Source organism: Erythrobacter sp., from assembly GCF_040217515.1.
GTDB lineage: Bacteria > Pseudomonadota > Alphaproteobacteria > Sphingomonadales > Sphingomonadaceae > Erythrobacter.
Window position 1 is genome coordinate 147450 of sequence record NZ_JAVJPT010000005.1, and the last position, 17884, is coordinate 165333.

Consider the following 17884-nt stretch of genomic DNA (forward strand, 5'->3'; position numbering starts at 1 on the left):
GCCATGGCTCCGGCTCCCGATTCCCCTTCGCAGATCGCGCTTCCGCTGGCGCCCGGCACCGGAGGCGCGGGGCGGCGCATCGTGATCGGCAATGCCAATGCCGGGGTGATCGAGGCGCTGTCACACCCCGCGCGATGGCCATTCCACACCGCCGTCCTCACCGGGCCGCCGCGGTCGGGCAAGTCGCTGCTCGGCGAATGGGCGGCGGCACGCGGGATCGCGGTGATCGATCGCGCGGACGCATGGGACGAGGCCGACCTGTTCCATCGCTGGAATGATCGGCAGGAGGGCGGATCGCGCGCGGGCGAGCCGCTGTTGCTGATCGCCGACAGCCAGCCATGGACCATCGCGCTGCCCGATCTTGCTTCGCGCCTCGGCGGTTCGCTCCAGCTTGAGATCGGAGCTCCGGACGATGCCATGGCGGCGCAATTGATCGAGGCCATGGCTGAACAGCGCGGCCTCGCTCTGGCAGCCGGTGCGGCCGATTACCTCGTGCCCCGGACCGAGCGGAGCTTTGTCGATCTCGAACGGCTGGTCGCCGCAATCGACCGGATCAGCCTTGAACGGCAAGTCCCGGCCACCATGTCGGTCTGGCGAGCCGCGCTTGAGGCATTGCAGGGGCCCGAGCAAGGACGCCTGATCTGACGGTCAAGATCGCGGGTTCGGGTGAAGGGTTTGCAAAACGCCGCGTTTGATGGAAGATTGCTCTGGTATGTTCGATAAGCTCAAGGCCTATCTGGACTCCGTCCATGCGCGCGATCCGGCGCCGCGTTCGCGGTGGGAAATCCTGCTTTATCCCGGCGTCTGGGCGCTGGGCTTTCACCGCATCGCCCACTGGCTGTTCGAGGCGAAGCTCTATTTCCTCGCCCGGGTGGTCAACCATGTCAGCCGCGCGCTCACCGCGATCGACATCCATCCCGGTGCGACTATCGGGCGCAATTTCTTCATCGACCACGGCTTCACCGTCATCGGCGAAACGGCGGAAATCGGCGATAACGTGACCATCTACCAGTGTGTGACGCTGGGCGGGACCAATCCGGCCAACGGCAAAGGCGGCAAGCGCCACCCGACGATCGAGGACAATGTCATCATCGGTTCGGGTGCGCAGATCATCGGCCCGATCATCGTGGGCGAGCGCGCGCGCGTCGGGGCCAATGCCGTCGTGACAGAGGACGTCGCGCCGGGCGCGACGATGGTGGGGCTCAAGGCGCGCTCGACGCTGGTTCCGGCGGAGGAGTGGATCAAGGAATTCATTCCCTACGGCACGCCGTCCGACGATCCGTGCGAGCCGCGCAGCGACTGCATCGAAAAGCTCGAAAGCGATCTCAATGCGCTGAGGGCGGAACTCGCCGAATTGAAGGCCGCGCAGGCCCGCGCGAGCGAGGACGCATCCGCCCGGCAGGAAAGCCTCGATTTCGGCCGCAAGAGCGGGACCGCCGACTGATGGCAGCGGGCAAGGGCGCAGGGATCCTCGGACAGGTCGTTGCCTTTCCCGCGCGCGGACAGGCGGGCCAGGTCGGCTTCGAGCGCGAGGAACTGCAGCGCATTCTCGACCTCTATGGGCGCATGGTCGCGGCTGGCGAATGGCGCGATTACGCGATGGACTTCGATGCGAAATGCGCGACTTTCGCCGCCTTCCGCCGCACCGCCGAACGCCCGCAGGCGCGGCTGGAAAAGCGCCCCGCGCTGAGGAACAAGCAGGGCATGTGGACCCTGTTCGGCGAACACGGCCAGGTGATGAAGCGTGGGCACGACCTCGCCAATGTCCTCGCGCCGATGGAGCGGCGACTGGTGAAGGCGGTCGAGGACTAGGCGCGAGACAAGGCGCGGCCCGGCCCTGGAGCACCAGTGGCAGATTTGGAACGCTCGAGCCGCCTGTCCCGATGGCCGAAGATGGGTGGGAGGCGGTCGTTCGCGGCGCCGCGTATGCGATGCCAGGTAGTCCCCAGATCCTCTTCGAGGCCGCCTTTTGCCATTAAATGTGTTAACCGCTTTTCGACGGCGAAGCCGCAAGAGGATGCAGTGCGCCACTGAGCCCGGGTGGCTTCAAGTGCAGGTGCGTTCAGCGGCAAGGGCTCTGCGGCCCCGCCTGGTTCACCGTTCCTCCTTGGGCTGAGGCTTATGCTGCCATATCGCCTTTCGACGACGCGAGACGTTCGCCCTGACACCATCGCGCCGGCGAGATGCCGAAATGGCGCCGGAACGAGCGCACGAAAGACGAGTCGTCACTGTAACCCAGTCGGCTTGCCGCCTCAGTTACCGTCAGCCCTCCCCCGAGAAGGAGGTCTTGGGCCATCGTCATGCGGACGCGGTCGATCAGCTTGCGGTAGGTAACCCCCGCCTTTGCGAGGTCGCGTGCCAGCGTCCGCTCCGACCTGTCGAGCGAACGCGCAATCTCTGCGAATTGCAGCACGCGCCCATGATCGCGGAGCGCGATTGCCAGAGCCGCCTCGACCGCTTCGACAGCAGGGATCGGGCGACCCTCACGCTCACCCGGCCCACGCGCATTGCGGGTCAGGATCTCGTCCCACATCGCCGGGTTAAAGCCGGGGTTGGCGATGGCGAGGGCATCGCCGGTCAGCATCATGTAAGGGTCGCCCGGCGCCTGCACGACGCGGCAGGGGACCAGTCTCGCGAAGATTTCCGGCGAACACGCCGGGCCAAGAGTCACTTCGCGCAGCGCGTCGCGTTTATCGTCCTTCAGGCCGACGAACGAACGCACCACTCGGAAAAGGACGGCCATGACGACTTGTTCGTAGATTCGCCCGAATGGCTTTATCCGGGGATCGATCGCCCAAGAGAGGCGGGCGTCCCGACCGCTCTTCTTGAAATGGAGCTTGATCGGCGGGTTCGCCCGCTCGACGTTGCTCAGGAGATAGACAAGGGCAGCTTCGAGATCCGGCGCGGAAAGCACTGCGACGTCTCCCGGGAAACGGTCCCAGTCGAAGATCATTTCCACCAGCCGATCCTCGCCCACCTTCTCGATCAGGTTTCCGACGATCCTCAGGTCGTCGACCAGCCTGATCCGGGACGGCAGCTTGCGCGCCCCGGCGAAAGCCGTGCCCTCGGCCAGCCATTCGGGCCAACCGAGGCTCTCGGCCCAGAACGAACAGATGCCCGTCGGCACGTTGGCGAACGCCATGAAAGGGTCGCTTCGCGCCAATGCGGCGATGCAGACATCGAATCCAGCGGAGCAGTCATTCATGGCGCGATCCCCACACCGCAAGAAGGTTGTTGCGCAACGCGCCACAATTGGCGGGAAATGTCAACTTCGTGGCCGAAGGTGTCGATATATCTCCTTCCGATCATTGGTTAGTTTGCGAAACGGAAACCGAAAATTGTCCGAGGGGGACTCTTCGGTGGAGGAGAATATCCGGCGGCGCCTCGTCGGGGGAACTGGGAGCAGACCATGACCAATCGCATTACACGCATTCTAATATCGGCCTCGGTGTGCACGGCACTTGCCGCGACACCGGCGCTCGCTGAAAAGGCCGACCAGCTGATCGACGTCAACGGCATGAGCGCCGGGTCCGCAGAGCGCGAATTGCGCAATCGCGGTTTCGCCTTCGTCAGCCACGAAAGCAATTCGCAGGGTTACGATTACAGCTATTGGTGGGACGAGAGCTCGGACGATTGCGTCCGCGTCGAGGAATATAGCGGCCGCGTCCAGATGATCAACGATGCTAGCGACCAGGATTGCAACCACCACCTCAATTCGGGTGCGAAGGCGGCGTTGGGTGTTGCCGCAGGCGCCGCCATTCTCGGCGCGATCTTCGGCAGCAAGCACGATGACGACGACCGCGACGACGAAAGGCGCGAATCGGACCGCGAGTATGATCGCGGCTACACCGACGGGCTCCACAACGCGTCCTATCACAACCGGCGCGGGACCGATGAATACAGGCTCGGCTACGAAGCCGGCGTGAACCAGCGGAACGCCAACCTGCGGCACCATCACCGCCGCGGCGGCTATTCCCGGACGGTCGATTTCAAGGACCTGCGCGGTGCACGCGCTCGCGGTGCCATGAGCGATCTGGAGCGGCGCGGGTTCAGGCAGGTCGACAACTTCACCAGCGGGGATACTCGCTATTCGATCCAGTGGAGGCCGCAGTCGCGCCAGTGCCTGCAGGTGACCATCGCGGACGGCAAGGTCTACGACATCTCCGACATCAAGACGCATCCGAAGTGCCGCTGATCGGCCGGGGCGCATGACCCGGCCCAAGCGGGGGGCGGTTACGGACGCATCGGCGAGGCACAAGTCTTCGTCCGCGCCGCCCCCCGCGACCACTTTCGATGCCATGGGCCTCACGGGCAAATAGACAGGACTTTCAGACATGATGATGCGAATGATGATCGGCTCGGCAGCGGTTCTCGCGCTGTCGGCCTGCGGCGGAGCGGCGAGCGACGAAACGGCAGCCGGAGCGGGCGAAACCGAAACGGCTATGGCCGAAATTCCCGAAAGCCTCGCTCCCTTCGGCGACGGCTACCCGGAAAAGGGCGATGCCTGCCGACGGCTCGGCGAAAGCGCGGCGACCTCGAATTACCTTGACGACAGCGCGGTGCTCGTCGGCTGCCCCGACGAGACCTCTGCCCAAGCGCTGGGCGGTGAGATCGTGGGCAATGTCGAAGGCGTGCGCCTCGTCTCGGTTCCGATGGGCGATGCCAATGTCGGCATGGGCGAGAACGGCCCTGTCGAGGCGGCTCCCGCCACTTCCGCCGCCAGTGAAGAAGTCGCCATCCGTGGCCCGAATGGCCTCGAAAGCCTCTGTGCCGACACGGTCGCGCAGACGACGGGCGCGCGCGTGCTCGGGACCAACCGGATCGAGGAATCCGAGGCCGCGATCGCGATCTATATCAATGTCGAGGGGGCCCAGGCGCCGTGGCGCTGCCTCGCCAATCGCGACGGCACGATCGCCGAAGTGACATACGCCGGAGACGAGGGCGCGCTGTGATGCCCTCCTCCCGGATTGCTGGGCTTGAGATGAAACACCTGATCGCCCCTGTTTGCCTGCTCGGCGGCCTCGCGGCTTGTTCCGGTTCGGGGTACGGGGACGAACCGGCCTACGCAGACGGCCCGCCCGACGCGATGGTCCCCGACACCGATTACAATGCGACGACCGAGATACCCTGTGGGTTTGGCGGGGCTGCCCCGCGCCAGAGGTGTCCCGCCGGGGTGAAGCGCAATTGGGACGAGGATGGCAAGCATCTGGTTGAAATCACCAAGCCCGACGGGTTGAAGCGCGCGATCTACTTTAGCGGGACGATGCCCTATGGTTCGGATAGCGCTGAGGCGGATGGCTCGGCAGGCTGGACCTTCAATTCCACACGCAGCGGTGACCGGGTGACGATCAATTTCGGGCCGGAAACCTACGTCATCGTCGATGCCTTCGTCGAAGGCGGCTGAGGAAAGGCACAGCATAATGGGCAAATTCGCAATCGGGATCATCGCACTCGTCGTCGGGCTTATCGCAGGCGTGCTTATCGGTGGCCCGCTGATCGGCGGGGCCATGGCAGGGGCGGGCGCGGGCGTCGGCCTGTCGGCCGGCATCTGCTCGACCGTCGGGGCGGCTCAGGAACTCAATTACCTGACCGATGAGCAAGTCGACGAGGTGATGAAACGCGCGGCCGAGGATATTTCGGCCGAACCGATCGCCGATGGCCAGCAGATCGTTGGCAGCGCCGCTGCGTGCCGTGATGTCATGGCAAACTTCAAGAAAGCGGGGAACGAATGAACACGAACCACTCGCGCGCCCTTGGAGCGCTGCTGGCCGCCGGAGCGGCTCTCGCGCTGTCGGCGTGCTCGACCTCGTCCATGCCGCACCCGCTCGAAGGGACAAGCTGGCGGCTGGTCGATGTGGAGACCTCGGGCACTTCGACGACGCTGACGGACGAATTGTCGGCCCGTCACACGATAACCTTCGAGGAGGACCGCGCCTTCATGCGGCTCGACTGCAATCGCGGCAATGGCAACTGGTCTGCGGCGATGCCGAGGGACGGAAACGGCACGATCAGTTTCGGCCCGGTAGCGGCAACGCGTGCCTATTGCCCGCCGCCGAGCTTTGGCGAAGTCCTGGCTTCCGAACTGCCGAAAGCGACAGGTTTTACGCTGAAGCCCGACGAGGAGAGACTTCTCATCCGCAGCGAAGGCGCAGTCTACGTCTTCGCCCGCGACTAGGTGCAGCGAAACCCGGACGCTCCTGTCCTTCCTGGAGAACTCAAGATGAAGCGCTTTGCACTGATCCTTTCAGCCTTCGCCACCGCGGTCGCTGTGCCCGTCCATGCCCAGCACGTCGAACAGGTGCATTTCGCCCGCGGCGCGACCGGGACAACGATCGACGGGACCATCGTCGGGCGCGACTACATCGACTACCAATTGCGCCTGAGCGCGGGACAGATGCTCGCCGTTTCGCTGCAGAACCGGCAGGGAATGGCCTATTTCAACGTGATTGAGCCGGGCGCGGGCGATGTTGCGATCTACAACAGTTCGAGCGGGCAGCAGATGGAAGTCCGAACGTCGAAGAGCGGCGTCTACACCATCCGGGTTTACCAGTTCCGCGCGCAGGGTCGCCGCGGGGAGCGGGCGAGCTATCGCCTGACGATCTCGGCCACCGGCGCCGGGGCCAGCCACAGTTCGGACGCGCTCGTGTCCGGCACGCCATACCATGCGACCGCGATGATCCGCTGCGTCGCCGAACCGAACAAGCCGATGTCGACCTGTAACGTCGGGGTGATCCGGCGCGGCTCGAGCGTCACGGTCCATGTCGACACGCCCGATGGCGGTGAGCGCACGATCCTGTTCCGCGGCGGCAGGGCCGTCTCAAGCGATTCCGAGGGCGGCATCTATGCCGATCGCAAGGGCGACACGAACATCGTGCGAATCGGCACGGTCGAGGTCTACGAAATCCCCGACGCGCTCATTTTCGGTGGCTGATCGCCGCGGTCCGCCCGGTTACCGTTACCAGCTTCGGGCACGGCCCCGCCCGGAGGATCAACGCCGCCATATCCATAACAGGATGGCGGCGTTGATTGCCGGGGCGAGAATACCCAACCACGCGCCGGCAAGTCCGATGCGGTCGCCGATAAGGTTCCATGGCAGGCCGAGCGGCACAAGGAAAATGCCAGCAAGCGGATCGCGCTCCTGCCCGAACAGTCCGAAGGTGCCGACCAGAAGCAGGGCCAATGCGAGGGCGTATAGGCCGAGGAAGATCAGAAAGAGCCACTTCATTGTCACGTTCCCTCTCTAGCGAGAATGCGACGCGAACCGTGATCCGGTCAGCATCGAACGTGGCCCCGCCCGATACCCTAGCTGCAAGCGAGCGATTTACCAGATGCGCCTCGTCTTTTACCTGATCGCCTTTTTCCTGGCGGCTCTCGCTCCGCAAGCCCCTGCCATGGCGGCGCCCGGCAGTGGAGACGCCGAAGCTTCGGCAGGCGAGGAAGCCGAACTCTCCGCCGAAGCGGCCGAAGTGATCGAGCTGGCGGCCAACGGCAAGGAGGCGGGACCCGAAGGCCTGCCTGCACAACTGGTCGATCCCGGCATTTCCGAACTTGAACTCGAACACCGCCTCGTTCCGCTTACTCGCGATGAGCTCGCTCGGCTCGCCGATGCATGGCTCGCCATCGTGCGCGCCAAGACCGAGGAAGTCATGCAGGCGGAGATCGCGATCGACCGAACCGATGGCGAGGTGAAGGACGAGGTCCGCACCGCGCTCGCGGCGCTGATCTTCGAACGCAACACCCTTTTCGATCGCTTCTCGCAAGTGCTCGGATCATGGGAGCGCAAGGCAGCCGGGGCGGAGGAGGACGTTGCCCGGATCGCCGAATACCGCGCCTACCGCGACGCGGTGACGATCGACGAATTGCGCACCTCGGAATTTCAGGCGCTGGTTGAACAGGGATGGACCTGGCTGACCGCCCGCGAGGGAGGGATCGCACTCGCGCTTACCGCTCTTGCGGCTCTCGCGGCGCTGGTCGCGCTGGTCATCCTCGCACGCTTTATCCGCAGCGTATCGCGGCGCGGCTTCGCACGGATAGAGGGGCTGTCGATGGTGCTGCAGAACTTCCTCGCCGCAGCCGTGTTCTGGCTGGTTCTCGCCAGCGGGCTGATCGTCGCCTTTTCGCTGATCGGGTTGGACATCACCCCGCTTTTCGCGCTGATCGGGGCGGCCTCCTTCATCCTCGCTTTCGCCTTTCAGGATACGCTCGGAAACATCGCGAGCGGGATCATGATCATGATCAATCGCCCCTTCGACGTCGGCGATACGGTCGATCTCGATGGGGTGACGGGCAAGGTCGAGAGCTTTTCGATCATCGCGACACGCATCGTCACGTTCGACAACCAGGTGATCGTCATCCCCAACCGGAATGTATGGGGCAACATCATCCGCAACATGACCGCGACCTCGACGAGGCGCGTCGATCTTGTGTTCGGGATCGGTTACGGGGATCCGATCGAGGAGGCGCAAGCCGTGCTCGAGCAGATCGTGCGCGCCCATCCCGCCGTGCTGGAGGAGCCGGCCCCCGTCGTAAGGGTGCACGAGCTCGGCGAAAGTTCGGTGAATTTCATTTGCCGCCCGTGGGTTCGGACGGAGGATTACTGGGCTGTCCACTGGGATCTTACTGCCGGGGTAAAGCAGGCCTTCGACGAACGCGGCATCTCGATTCCCTTCCCCCAGCGCGACCTCCACCTGCACTTGCGAAAGGACGAGCAAGCGGCGCTTTCGGCAGCAGGAGGACAATGATGGCAAGAGTTCTTCTGGCTGCCCTCGCGCTCGCTTCGGGGGCACCCGCTGGCCACGCGCAGGAGCCAGCGCGCCCGACACCCCGCTGGGATTTCATCGCCTTCGAGGTCAAGGGGTGGGGCGAGCCGATCTCCTCGTGGCGCCTGACCGGCAAGGGCGGGGGAAGCTGGACCGAGACGCGCAAGGATGAGGGCGAGCCGCTCGGCAGCTACACGCTGGTCTGGCACGAAATCGAGGAGGACGCGCAGCTTTTCATCGCGCTCGAGAACATTCTGGCGAAGCTGCCCGAGCCTGCCCCTGACCCCAATGAATGCGCGAATTTCATGCCCGATCTTGCCTATGGCACGATCCGGCTGACGAAAGGGGCAACCACGACCGAGATTGCGTGGAATTCAGGCTGCATGGACGAGGATTACCGCGCCTTCATGGCAATGCTGAAGCGAGCCGACATGCTCGTGTCCGAGGCCGGGCGTAAAGGCAGTGTGCTGCGCGAGGAGCACTTTCCGCAGGGCTGAGCAGCCCTTGTCAGTCGAAACGCGGCGCGATCCCGCTCGCCTGCGGCAGGGCGGCGGAGGCGTTGTCGGCAGCGTCGTGCGAGCCTTCGGGAAGGCGCGTCCGGACCGCGTATAGGCTCGCCGCGCCGGTCGCCAAAGCTATCGCTGCGAACATCGCCTGCGGCGCGCCCGCTCCGTCCGCCGCGCTCGCGAGCCATGCGCCGAGCGGCCGCCCGGCTCCGCCCATTCCCATGTAGACCACGAACTGCGTCGCAGCGACACTCGGCACGCACAGCCGCATCGACACCGGCACGAGCGCGATCGTGTAGGTCATGATCGAAAGCTCGACCACGACGGTGAAGGCGATCAGGAAGGCAACGTCCTGCCACAGCATCGGCAAGGCGGCGAACAAGGCGTTCCACAAAGCGAGGATGGCAGTGCAGGCGATGTAGATCCGACGCTCGCCGAACCGCTCGACCAGCCGCCCGCCGAGCAGGATCGCGTAGAGCCCCGATACGACCGCCTGCAGCGCGAGCAGGCTGGTGAAGGTAGTCAGCGACCAGCCCAGCCCTCCGGTGAACAGCTTGGGCAAGAATGTCTCGTAAACTCCCGAAGGCAGGGCGCGCAGCAGCAGCAGAGGAACGAAGGCCAGCGACAGCGGGGCCAGCAGCGCGCGGAAGGCCCCGGCGATGAGCGGCCTCCAGTCAGCCACGTGCAATGCGCGGTTGCGCCTATGGGTTTCGCCCGCGCTCCACGGCAGGCGGCGTTCGCCGGGCCGCTCGAGGATGGCAAGACCATAGCCGATGGTCAGCAGCGGAACGAGCGCGACGACCAGCAGCGCCGCGGTCAGGCCGTAGGTCTCGATCATCCAGCCTGACGCCGCGACGGTCAGTGCGAGACCGACGACCTGTGCTCCCATCATCAGCCCGGCAGCCTGCGCCCGTTCCTCTTCGGGCATGAGGTCGATCGCCAGCGCGTCAATCCCCACGTCCTGGAAATTGACCGCGAGATTGGCGGCGAAGGCGAGCGCGGCGATCAGCGCGATCTCGCCCGGCTCCGGTGCGGCGAACGCGCCGGTCACCAGCACACAAAGCAGGGTCGCTTGCGCGCCGATGATCCAGACCCGCCGCCGCCCCATCGGCAGGAAGGTGTACCGATCGATCACGAAGCCGTTCAGGAACTTGAGCGTCCACGGCAAGCCCGCCGCGGCAACGACGGTCGCGATTCCCGCGGTCGAGACGCCGCCGACCGCCAGCCATGCGGGCAGCGCAAAGGCGAAGAAGCCCGGCGCGATGCCCTGGTTCAGGTAGAAGAGGAAGAGGGTGAAGAGTCGCAGGCCCCTGCGCTCGGCAAGGACCAGGCTGGTGATGAGCGAATCTTGGCGAGCCGTCATTCGAGCCCCTCCAGCCGATACACCGTCGAGGCACGGTGAGAGCGCAGCCTACGCTATCGCCCGCTCACTGCAACCCGTTGCTGGCGAACCCGGATCAATCTCGCGGGTCCAAAGCCGATGTCTTCCTCGCGGTCGCTAGCGGCCGGTCCGTTTTCCGGTAGCGTTCCCCCTAAGCCCGCCGCCGTTTCCTACCTTCCGCGGCCCCGCTAGAAGTCGCATCGCTCCTTCGCATCGTCGACCTCGCCACGCATGGGCCTTCGCTCCCGAAAAGGCCCCGCTCCCCCTGTCCGTCCGGTGGGCGGAGCAGGTTCTAAGCGCTTGTAATAAATACCGTATTGGGAGATTTGGAAAGTTGACAGGGTGTCAACTTTGTCACCTTTGTCCGCTTGAATGCAAAAAAGGCCCGCCCCCTTGCGAGGGCGGGCCTTTTCCGAATTCCGGCGCGAGAAGCGCAGATCAGCCGCGCGCGCTACTCGGCCCTTCGCCGGTGACCTTCTGCATGGCCTTGAGGATGTTGCCCGACTGCTCCGAACCGCTCTGCGGGGCCTGCAGGTTGGTGAAGGAATTGATCTCATCCCAGCGCGCCGCGAAGCCTTCGACCGTGCGGTCTTCGTCCTTGAGCCAGACGGCGTCGTTCATCACCACCCACGAGGAGTGGAAGCCGCCCGCGCCTGCGCCGACGATGGCATTGGTCGGCGCGTCCTCGCTGACGAGGAAGAGCGCGGCCGGGACGACGTTTTCCGGCGCGAAGAGCTTGAAGGCTTCCTCGGGGAAGAGGTCCTCGGTCATGCGCGTGCCGGCGACCGGCGACAAGGTGTTGACCTTGATGTTGTACTTCGCCCCTTCGAGCTGGAGCGTCTTGGTCAGGCCCGCAAGGCCGAGCTTCGCCGCGCCGTAATTCGCCTGGCCGAAATTGCCGAACAGCCCCGTAGAGGACGCGGTCATCAGGATGCGGCCATAGGACTGCTCGCGGAAGGTTTCCCAGCACGCCTTGGTGACGAAGGCCGAGCCGGTGAGGTGGACCTTCAATACGAATTCGAAATCGGCCGGGTCCATCTTGGCGAAGGTCTTGTCGCGCAGCACGCCCGCATTGTTGATGAGGACGTGGACGCCGCCCCACTTCTGCTTGGCATCGGCGACCATCTTTTCCATCTGCTCGTATTCGGTCACCGAGCCGCCATTGGCCATCGCCTCACCGCCGGCCTGCTCGATTTCCTCGACGACAGCCGCCGCCGCGTCGGATGTGCCGGTGCCGTCGCGCGAGCCGCCGAGGTCGTTGACCACGACCTTCGCGCCGCGCTTAGCCAGTTCGAGTGCATAGGCCTTGCCGAGCCCGCCGCCCGCGCCGGTGACGATGGCGACCTTGTCCTTGAAATCGATGCTCATGGATGTGTCCTCTCTGCTTGGGGGTGCGCGCGCCGACTTGACGCGAGCGTAAACCGCGATTGCCGCCGCTGCGTGGCACTTTTGGCCGGGGCTTGCAACCGCGAGAATTCGGGCCGCGAATGGCGCCTCGCTAGCCGTAGCGGCAGGCCGGTCAGAGTGCTTCGAGCGTCGGGATCAGCTCGCCCAGCGAATCGATCACCGCATCCGCACCCAGATCGCCGGGCGGGCGGTCGCAATAGCCGTATGCGGCCGCGACCACCTTTACGGCCGCTCCGCGTGCGGCCTTCATGTCATAGGTCGAATCGCCGATGAACACGAAGCGGTCGGCCCGAACAACACCGCAGCGTTTCTGCGCCTCGATGACGGGGGAGGGGTCGGGCTTGGAAATGTATTTGCCGTCCTTTCCCTTGCCCATCGTGTTGCCTCCTATGACCGTTTCGAACGGGTCGAGAAAGTCGAGTTCGGTCAGGATCGAGCGGGCGAATTCCTCGAACTTGTTGGTGACCACCGCCATCCTGACGCCGCGTTCTGCGAGCTGTGCCACGGCCTCGCGCGCACCATCATAGGGGCGCGTGTGAACGGCATTGTTGTCCGCGTAATATTGCAGCATCGCCTTGTAGAGCGCACGAAAATCGTCGCCCTCCAGCCCGGCGGCAAGACCACCCTGCGCCTGCACGGCCTGGGCGAGCATGATCTTGGCCCCGCCGCCGATCAGGTCTTTGGAAGAATCGACCGGGACCGGCGCGAAGCCCCCCAGCGAAAGCGCATAGTTCACCGCTGCGCCAAGGTCGCGGAACGTATCGAGCAAGGTGCCGTCGAGATCGAATCCGACAGCGTCGAAGGGAAAGTCCGTCATGGCGGCCCCCATACATCGGTGCGCGCCGCGATACGACTTCAAATCGCAAGCATTTGCGGGCAGGCAGGCTCCATCCTAAGGGGGACCCATGAGAGATTTCGCCGCTATCATCCTCGCCGCGGGCAAGGGCACCCGCATGAAGAGCGACCTGCACAAGGTGCTCCATCCGATAGCCGGTCGCGCAATGCTCGATCACCTGATGGCATCGGTCGATGAACTGGGCGCGGCGCGGCAGGTCGTGGTGGTCGGCGCAGGACGCGACCAGATCGAACGGGCCGTCGAGGGGAGGGCCGAAACCTGCCTGCAGGAACCGCAGCTCGGCACTGGCCATGCCGTGCAACAAGCCGAAGGCCTGCTCGAAGGCTTCGATGGCGATGTGATCGTGCTCTACGGCGACGTGCCTTTCGTGCGGGCGGAAACGATGCGCGCCATGCTCGACCGGTTGAACGCGCCCGATGCGCCCGCCGTGGTCGTTCTCGGTTTCGAACCTGAGGATCCGCTCGCCTATGGCCGCATAATTGCCGATGATGACGGCGCGATCATCAAGATGGTCGAATACAAGGACGCGGACGAGGGCGAGCGCGCCTGCCACCTATGTAATTCGGGGTTGATGGCGGCGAAGGCGAGCGATCTTTTCTCGCTTCTCGCGAGGGTCGGAAACGACAACGCGCAAGGCGAATATTACCTGCCCGACATAGTCAATATCGCGATCGGCGACGGGCGCGCCTGCGCGGTCGTCATCACGGACGAACCAGATGAAGTCGCCGGGATCAATTCGCGCTCCGAACTCGCACGAGTCGAGGCACGCTGGCAGGCCGCCCGGCGCGAACGGGCGATGGCGGACGGTGCGACCATGATTGCGCCCGCGACGGTCTTCTTCTGCTGGGATACGAAGATCGGCCGCGACGTTACGATCGAACCGCATGTCGTGTTCGGCCCCGGCGTCGAGATTGCCGACAAGGTCCGCATCAGAGCCTATTGCCACATAGAGGGCGCCACCATCGCAAGCGGCGCTGCGGTCGGCCCCTTTGCCCGCCTGCGTCCCGGCGCAGTGATGGAGGAGGGTAGCTTCGTCGGCAATTTCGTCGAGATGAAGAAGGCCGTGCTCGGCAAGGGCGCCAAGGCGAGCCACCTGTCCTACCTGGGCGATGCGACCGTGGGTGCGGGCGCAAACATCGGAGCGGGCACGATCACCTGCAATTACGACGGCTATTTCAAATACCAGACCCATATCGGCGAGCGCGCCTTCATCGGCTCGAACAGCGCGCTGGTCGCACCGGTCAATATCGGCTCCGATGCAATCGTCGCTGCGGGCTCGACCGTCAGCCGCGACGTGGCAGCGGGCGAGTTGCGCATGGTTCGCGCAGAGCAGCTGGTGAAGCCCGGCTGGGCGGATCGTTTTCATGACGCGATGAAGAAGAAGAAAGAGACGGCCAAGAAGGAGAGCTGAGCCATGACGCCGATCCTGTTCGTTGCCAGCGCCCGTCACGACGAGGCGCGCACCTTCTACGAGAGCGTAATGGGCTTTGCGCTTACGGGGGACAGTCCGTTCGCGCTCGAATTCGATGCAGCGGGAACGATGCTGCGGGTGCAGAAGGTCGGGACCTTCGAGCCCCAGCCGTTCACCGCAATCGGCTGGAAGGTGACCGACATCGCGGCGATGCGCGACGAACTGGCGGCACGCGGTGCGCGTTTCGTGCGTTACGAGTTTCTCGAGCAGGACGAGCGCGACGTGTGGACCGCGCCCGACGGGGCGCAGGTTTGCTGGCTGTCGGACCCCGATGGAAACATGCTTTCGCTTACCCAGCTGCCGGCTTGAACGAATGCGAGGATCTTGTCTGCTGGCTATGCGGCCGCCCGATCGAAACGCGGTTGCACTGGCATCACCCGGTCCCGAAATCGAAAAAGGGCCGCACCACCGTCCCCGTCCATCCGATCTGCCACAAGACGATACATGCCAATTTTACCAATGCCGAGCTGGCCCGCATCGGTGATGACCCCAAAGCGGTCCGCGCGAAGCCCGAGATCGCGAAATTCGTGCGCTGGGTAAGCACCAGGCCGCCCGATTTTCACGCGCCGACCCGGACCTGATGCGCCTGCGGGAACCTTAAACCGCCCGAGGTGCTTTACCGGCATGAGAAAGACAGTCTGGATCGCCGCGGGCACGGTGCTCGCCATTGCCGGAGCCGCCATGGCCTACGCCCAGTATCGCGACACCGAGGAGCCCGATTACGCTTCTGTCGCCGTCGACGGCGCGTTCGAGCTGCGCGACTATCCTGCGTTAGTCGTGGCCGAGATCACTCATTCCGGCACGCGGCAGGCGGCGAGTTCACGCAGCTTTCGTCGCCTTGCCGCCTATATCTTCGGGCAGGATCGCCCCCAGGGCGGGGAGCGGATTGCGATGACCTCGCCGGTCCTGCAGGACCGCGCGCCGCGCGATGAAAAGATCGCCATGACAGCGCCGGTCATGGAGGAGCAGATCGCCAAGGACACTTGGCGCATGCGCTTCGTCATGCCGGCGAAGTACACGCTCGACACCCTGCCCCAGCCGCCCGCCGACATCACGCTTACCGAAATCCCCGCTCGCCGCATGGCGACGGTTCGCTTTGCCGGGAACGCGCCGCAAGGGGACCTGGCCGACATGGAGCAAAAGCTTTCCGAATGGGTCGAGGCGCAGGGTCTGAAGCCGAAAGGCGCATTCGAATACGCTTTCTACAACGCGCCGATGGTACCCGGACCCATGCGCCGCAACGAGGTCATGATCGAGGTCGAGGAAGCCGGCTAGGGGCGTTGGGAACCGCCGACGCACGGCGAGGCGGCCACCTTATCCCGCATCAGCCGCCCGAGCGCTCGTCCATCAGGCGCTGCATCAGGTAGACGTGCTGCAGCGCCTGCAGCTTGGCGCGCTGTTCGTTATCCACGCCTCCCGAATGGCCGCCGGTCATGTCCTCGAAATAATAATAGTCGTGGCCCTGAGCCTTGAGCTTCGCCGCGCCCTTCCTCGCATGGGCAGGATGAGTGCGGTCGTCGGCGGTGGAGGCCCACAGGAAAGGCGCGGGATAATCCGCGTCCTCGGAAATCATCTGGTAGGGCGAATAGCCTTCGATCCAGGCGCGCTGTTCGGGAATCCGCGGGTCGCCGTATTCGCCGATCCACGAGGCACCTCGGCCGATCAGGTGATAGCGCAACATGTCGAACAGCGGGATCTGCACGATCGCCGCCCCGAACAGGTCGGGGCGCTGGGTGAAGGCCGTGCCGACGAGCAGCCCGCCCTGCGAGCCTCCCTGGATGCCGAGGTGTTCGGGGCTCGTGAAACCGCGCTCCACCAGGTCCTCGGCGACCGCGATGAAGTCGTCCCAGGTGCGCTGTTTGTTCTCGCGGATTGCGGTCTGGTGCCAGCCGGGCCCGAACTCGCCCCCGCCGCGCAGGTTGGCAAGGACATAGGCCCCGCCGCGTTCGAGCCACAGCTTGCCGGTCGAGCCCAGATAGCCGGGCAGGCGCGGGACCTGGAAGCCGCCATAGCCGGTCAACAGGGTCGCCGTATTGCCATCCATCTTCATCCCGGCGGGCTTGACGATGAAGTAGGGGATTTTCGTCCCGTCCTTGCTCACCGCCTCGTACTGTTCGACCTCCATCCCGGCCTTGTCGAAATAGGAGGGCGAGGTCTTGATGATCTCGGGCGCGCTGCTTCCATCCGAGTAATAGAGCGTCGTCGGATTGAGGAAGTCGGTCACGGTGAACATCACCTGGTCGGTCTCGTTCGAGCTCGCCGCGATTCCGACCGTGGCGTTGCCGGGCAGGGCGACTTCGCGGCTGACCCATTCGCCGCCCCCGTTTTCAGTGGCGACGTAATTGAATTCGAGCACCTTACCCACGACATTGTCGAGCAGGCCGACATAAAGCGCGTTCCCGGTAATCGAGCCTCCGCGCTTGGTCTGACGCTCGCCCGGTGCCCACACGAGCGTCTTGGCCGCGCCATTGGGGTCGGCTTTCCATTCCTCGAGATCAACCGCGATCAGGCTGTCGGCAGGGAAGGTCTGTCCCTGCGTTTCCCATTCGACATCGGTCGAGAACAACAGGTGCCCATCGACGATGCCATAGGGAGAGGCCTTTTTCGGGATGTCGAGTTCGAGCCACTCGCCGTCCTTCCAGACGTAATAGAGGCCTTCGTGAAAGCTCACCCCGCGGAAGGCCGTGCGCGCCTGCACCGTGCCGGTGGCATCCCGCAGCAGGCTCGCTCCCGCCCACACGTCGGAAGCCTCGCCGCGGAAGATTTCCTTGGCTTCGGAAAGAGGCGTGCCGCGCTTCCAGATGCGGCTGGTGAAGGGATATTCGCTTTCGGTCAGCGTGCCTTCTCCGAAATCGCGATTGACCAGCAACGTGTCCTCGTCGATCCACGAGACGCCCCCCTGGCTCTTTTCATCGAGGACGAATCCCCCTTCGACGAAACGCCCCGTCGAGGTGTCGAATTCGCGCATCACGGTCGCGTCCTCGCCCCCGTCGGAGAGCGCGATCATGCACTTGTTGAGCGCCGGGGGGAGGCAGGTCGAGCCCTTGTAGACCCATTCCCTGCCTTCGGCTGCGGCGAGCGCGTCGATGTCTAGGACGGTCTCCCATTCTGGATCGTCGGTGCGATAGCTTTCAAGGCTGGTGCGGCGCAGGAGCCCCTTGGGGTTTTCCTTGTCCTGCCAGAAATTGTAGAGGCCGTCCGGGCGGAACGAGACGTAAGGGATGCGGTCCTCGCTGTCATAGATCGACAGCGCTTCGGCCTTCAGTTCGTCAAAGCGCGGATCGCTCTCAAGAGCGGCGAGGGTACGCGCGTTCTCGGCGCGGACCCAGTCGAGCGCCTCTTCCGAGCGTGCTTCCTCGAGCCAGATGAAGGGGTCTTCCTCCGGGCCGGGCACGCCGGCGGCGGTACCGGCAGGGTCTTGCGCCTTCGTGGTCGTAGCGGCGGTCAGGGTCATAGCGGCTGCCAATGCAAGAGTGGATACAAGCTTCAAGTCTTCTCTCCGGA

At 64.6% G+C, this 17884-nt stretch carries 21 protein-coding genes; 15 read left to right on the forward strand and 6 right to left on the reverse strand.

Translation table 11 applies throughout. The annotated features are described in order from the left end of the window. Window positions 1-3 precede the first annotated feature (3 nt). The 3 genes from RIB52_RS06630 to RIB52_RS06640 all read left to right on the forward strand — a co-directional run bounded on the left by RIB52_RS06630 (window position 4) and on the right by RIB52_RS06640 (window position 1812). The gene (locus RIB52_RS06630) at window positions 4-645 is read left to right on the forward strand and encodes an HdaA/DnaA family protein (protein ID WP_350174183.1); all 642 of its coding nucleotides are present in this window, start codon (window positions 4-6) and stop codon (window positions 643-645) included. A gap of 67 nt (window positions 646-712) precedes the next feature. Then, window positions 713-1444: a serine O-acetyltransferase EpsC gene (epsC, locus tag RIB52_RS06635; protein ID WP_350174185.1), complete on the forward strand. Its 732-nt coding sequence runs from the start codon at window positions 713-715 to the stop codon at window positions 1442-1444. Continuing rightward, window positions 1444-1812 carry a DUF2794 domain-containing protein gene (locus tag RIB52_RS06640; protein WP_350174187.1) on the forward strand — a complete coding sequence of 123 codons (369 nt, stop codon included), beginning with the start codon at window positions 1444-1446 and terminating at the stop codon, window positions 1810-1812. Before epsC ends, RIB52_RS06640 begins: the two co-directional genes overlap by 1 nt. A 307-nt stretch (window positions 1813-2119) precedes the next feature. Here RIB52_RS06640 and RIB52_RS06645 read toward each other — a convergent pair whose 3' ends face one another. Next, the gene (locus RIB52_RS06645; protein ID WP_350174189.1) at window positions 2120-3205 is read right to left on the reverse strand and encodes a helix-turn-helix transcriptional regulator; all 1086 of its coding nucleotides are present in this window, start codon (window positions 3203-3205) and stop codon (window positions 2120-2122) included. Between the two features lie 204 nt (window positions 3206-3409). Between RIB52_RS06645 and RIB52_RS06650 the strand changes: the two genes are divergently transcribed. The 6 genes from RIB52_RS06650 to RIB52_RS06675 all read left to right on the forward strand — a co-directional run bounded on the left by RIB52_RS06650 (window position 3410) and on the right by RIB52_RS06675 (window position 6931). Beyond that, on the forward strand, window positions 3410-4195 hold the full coding sequence (locus RIB52_RS06650) for a hypothetical protein (protein WP_350174191.1): 786 nt from the start codon (window positions 3410-3412) through the stop codon (window positions 4193-4195). 139 nt (window positions 4196-4334) lie between these two features. Further along, window positions 4335-4952, forward strand: coding sequence for a hypothetical protein (locus RIB52_RS06655; protein ID WP_350174193.1), 618 nt, complete (start codon window positions 4335-4337; stop codon window positions 4950-4952). A gap of 29 nt (window positions 4953-4981) precedes the next feature. Continuing rightward, window positions 4982-5404, forward strand: a complete 423-nt coding sequence (locus tag RIB52_RS06660) for a hypothetical protein (RefSeq protein WP_350174195.1) — start codon at window positions 4982-4984, stop codon at window positions 5402-5404. Window positions 5405-5420: 16 nt separating this feature from the next. Further along, window positions 5421-5732 carry a hypothetical protein gene (locus tag RIB52_RS06665; protein WP_350174197.1) on the forward strand — a complete coding sequence of 104 codons (312 nt, stop codon included), beginning with the start codon at window positions 5421-5423 and terminating at the stop codon, window positions 5730-5732. Then, on the forward strand, window positions 5729-6175 hold the full coding sequence (locus tag RIB52_RS06670) for an META domain-containing protein (protein WP_350174199.1): 447 nt from the start codon (window positions 5729-5731) through the stop codon (window positions 6173-6175). Before RIB52_RS06665 ends, RIB52_RS06670 begins: the two co-directional genes overlap by 4 nt. 45 nt (window positions 6176-6220) lie before the next feature. Beyond that, the gene (locus tag RIB52_RS06675; RefSeq protein ID WP_350174201.1) at window positions 6221-6931 is read left to right on the forward strand and encodes a hypothetical protein; all 711 of its coding nucleotides are present in this window, start codon (window positions 6221-6223) and stop codon (window positions 6929-6931) included. A 57-nt stretch (window positions 6932-6988) separates the two neighbouring features. Here the strand turns inward: RIB52_RS06675 and RIB52_RS06680 are convergent, their stop codons facing one another. Next, window positions 6989-7225: a hypothetical protein gene (locus tag RIB52_RS06680; RefSeq protein ID WP_350174203.1), complete on the reverse strand. Its 237-nt coding sequence runs from the start codon at window positions 7223-7225 to the stop codon at window positions 6989-6991. A 103-nt stretch (window positions 7226-7328) separates the two neighbouring features. Between RIB52_RS06680 and RIB52_RS06685 the strand changes: the two genes are divergently transcribed. Together RIB52_RS06685 and RIB52_RS06690 are read left to right on the forward strand one after the other, a co-directional pair. Beyond that, the gene (locus tag RIB52_RS06685) at window positions 7329-8741 is read left to right on the forward strand and encodes a mechanosensitive ion channel family protein (protein WP_350174205.1); all 1413 of its coding nucleotides are present in this window, start codon (window positions 7329-7331) and stop codon (window positions 8739-8741) included. Beyond that, window positions 8741-9256, forward strand: a complete 516-nt coding sequence (locus RIB52_RS06690; RefSeq protein ID WP_350174207.1) for a hypothetical protein — start codon at window positions 8741-8743, stop codon at window positions 9254-9256. Before RIB52_RS06685 ends, RIB52_RS06690 begins: the two co-directional genes overlap by 1 nt. 10 nt (window positions 9257-9266) lie before the next feature. Here RIB52_RS06690 and RIB52_RS06695 read toward each other — a convergent pair whose 3' ends face one another. From RIB52_RS06695 to RIB52_RS06705, 3 genes are all read right to left on the reverse strand, one after another. Continuing rightward, window positions 9267-10628: an MFS transporter gene (locus RIB52_RS06695; RefSeq protein WP_350174209.1), complete on the reverse strand. Its 1362-nt coding sequence runs from the start codon at window positions 10626-10628 to the stop codon at window positions 9267-9269. Between the two features lie 456 nt (window positions 10629-11084). Further along, window positions 11085-12014: an SDR family NAD(P)-dependent oxidoreductase gene (locus RIB52_RS06700; protein WP_350174211.1), complete on the reverse strand. Its 930-nt coding sequence runs from the start codon at window positions 12012-12014 to the stop codon at window positions 11085-11087. A 151-nt stretch (window positions 12015-12165) separates the two neighbouring features. Continuing rightward, window positions 12166-12870 carry an HAD hydrolase-like protein gene (locus RIB52_RS06705; RefSeq protein WP_350174213.1) on the reverse strand — a complete coding sequence of 235 codons (705 nt, stop codon included), beginning with the start codon at window positions 12868-12870 and terminating at the stop codon, window positions 12166-12168. An 88-nt stretch (window positions 12871-12958) separates the two neighbouring features. On the opposite strand from RIB52_RS06705, the gene glmU reads away from it, so the two are divergent. The 4 genes from glmU to RIB52_RS06725 are packed head-to-tail and all read left to right on the forward strand — an operon-like array spanning window position 12959 to window position 15655. Beyond that, entirely contained in the window at window positions 12959-14320 is a 1362-nt protein-coding gene (gene glmU / locus RIB52_RS06710) for a bifunctional UDP-N-acetylglucosamine diphosphorylase/glucosamine-1-phosphate N-acetyltransferase GlmU (protein WP_350174215.1), read from the forward strand. A 3-nt stretch (window positions 14321-14323) separates the two neighbouring features. Further along, window positions 14324-14689: a VOC family protein gene (locus RIB52_RS06715; protein ID WP_350174217.1), complete on the forward strand. Its 366-nt coding sequence runs from the start codon at window positions 14324-14326 to the stop codon at window positions 14687-14689. After that, window positions 14686-14961, forward strand: coding sequence for an HNH endonuclease (locus RIB52_RS06720; protein ID WP_350174219.1), 276 nt, complete (start codon window positions 14686-14688; stop codon window positions 14959-14961). Before RIB52_RS06715 ends, RIB52_RS06720 begins: the two co-directional genes overlap by 4 nt. A 43-nt stretch (window positions 14962-15004) precedes the next feature. After that, the gene (locus RIB52_RS06725; RefSeq protein ID WP_350174221.1) at window positions 15005-15655 is read left to right on the forward strand and encodes an SOUL family heme-binding protein; all 651 of its coding nucleotides are present in this window, start codon (window positions 15005-15007) and stop codon (window positions 15653-15655) included. A gap of 49 nt (window positions 15656-15704) precedes the next feature. Here the strand turns inward: RIB52_RS06725 and RIB52_RS06730 are convergent, their stop codons facing one another. Then, window positions 15705-17834 carry a prolyl oligopeptidase family serine peptidase gene (locus RIB52_RS06730; RefSeq protein ID WP_350174223.1) on the reverse strand — a complete coding sequence of 710 codons (2130 nt, stop codon included), beginning with the start codon at window positions 17832-17834 and terminating at the stop codon, window positions 15705-15707. Between the last annotated feature and the right edge of the window lie 50 nt (window positions 17835-17884).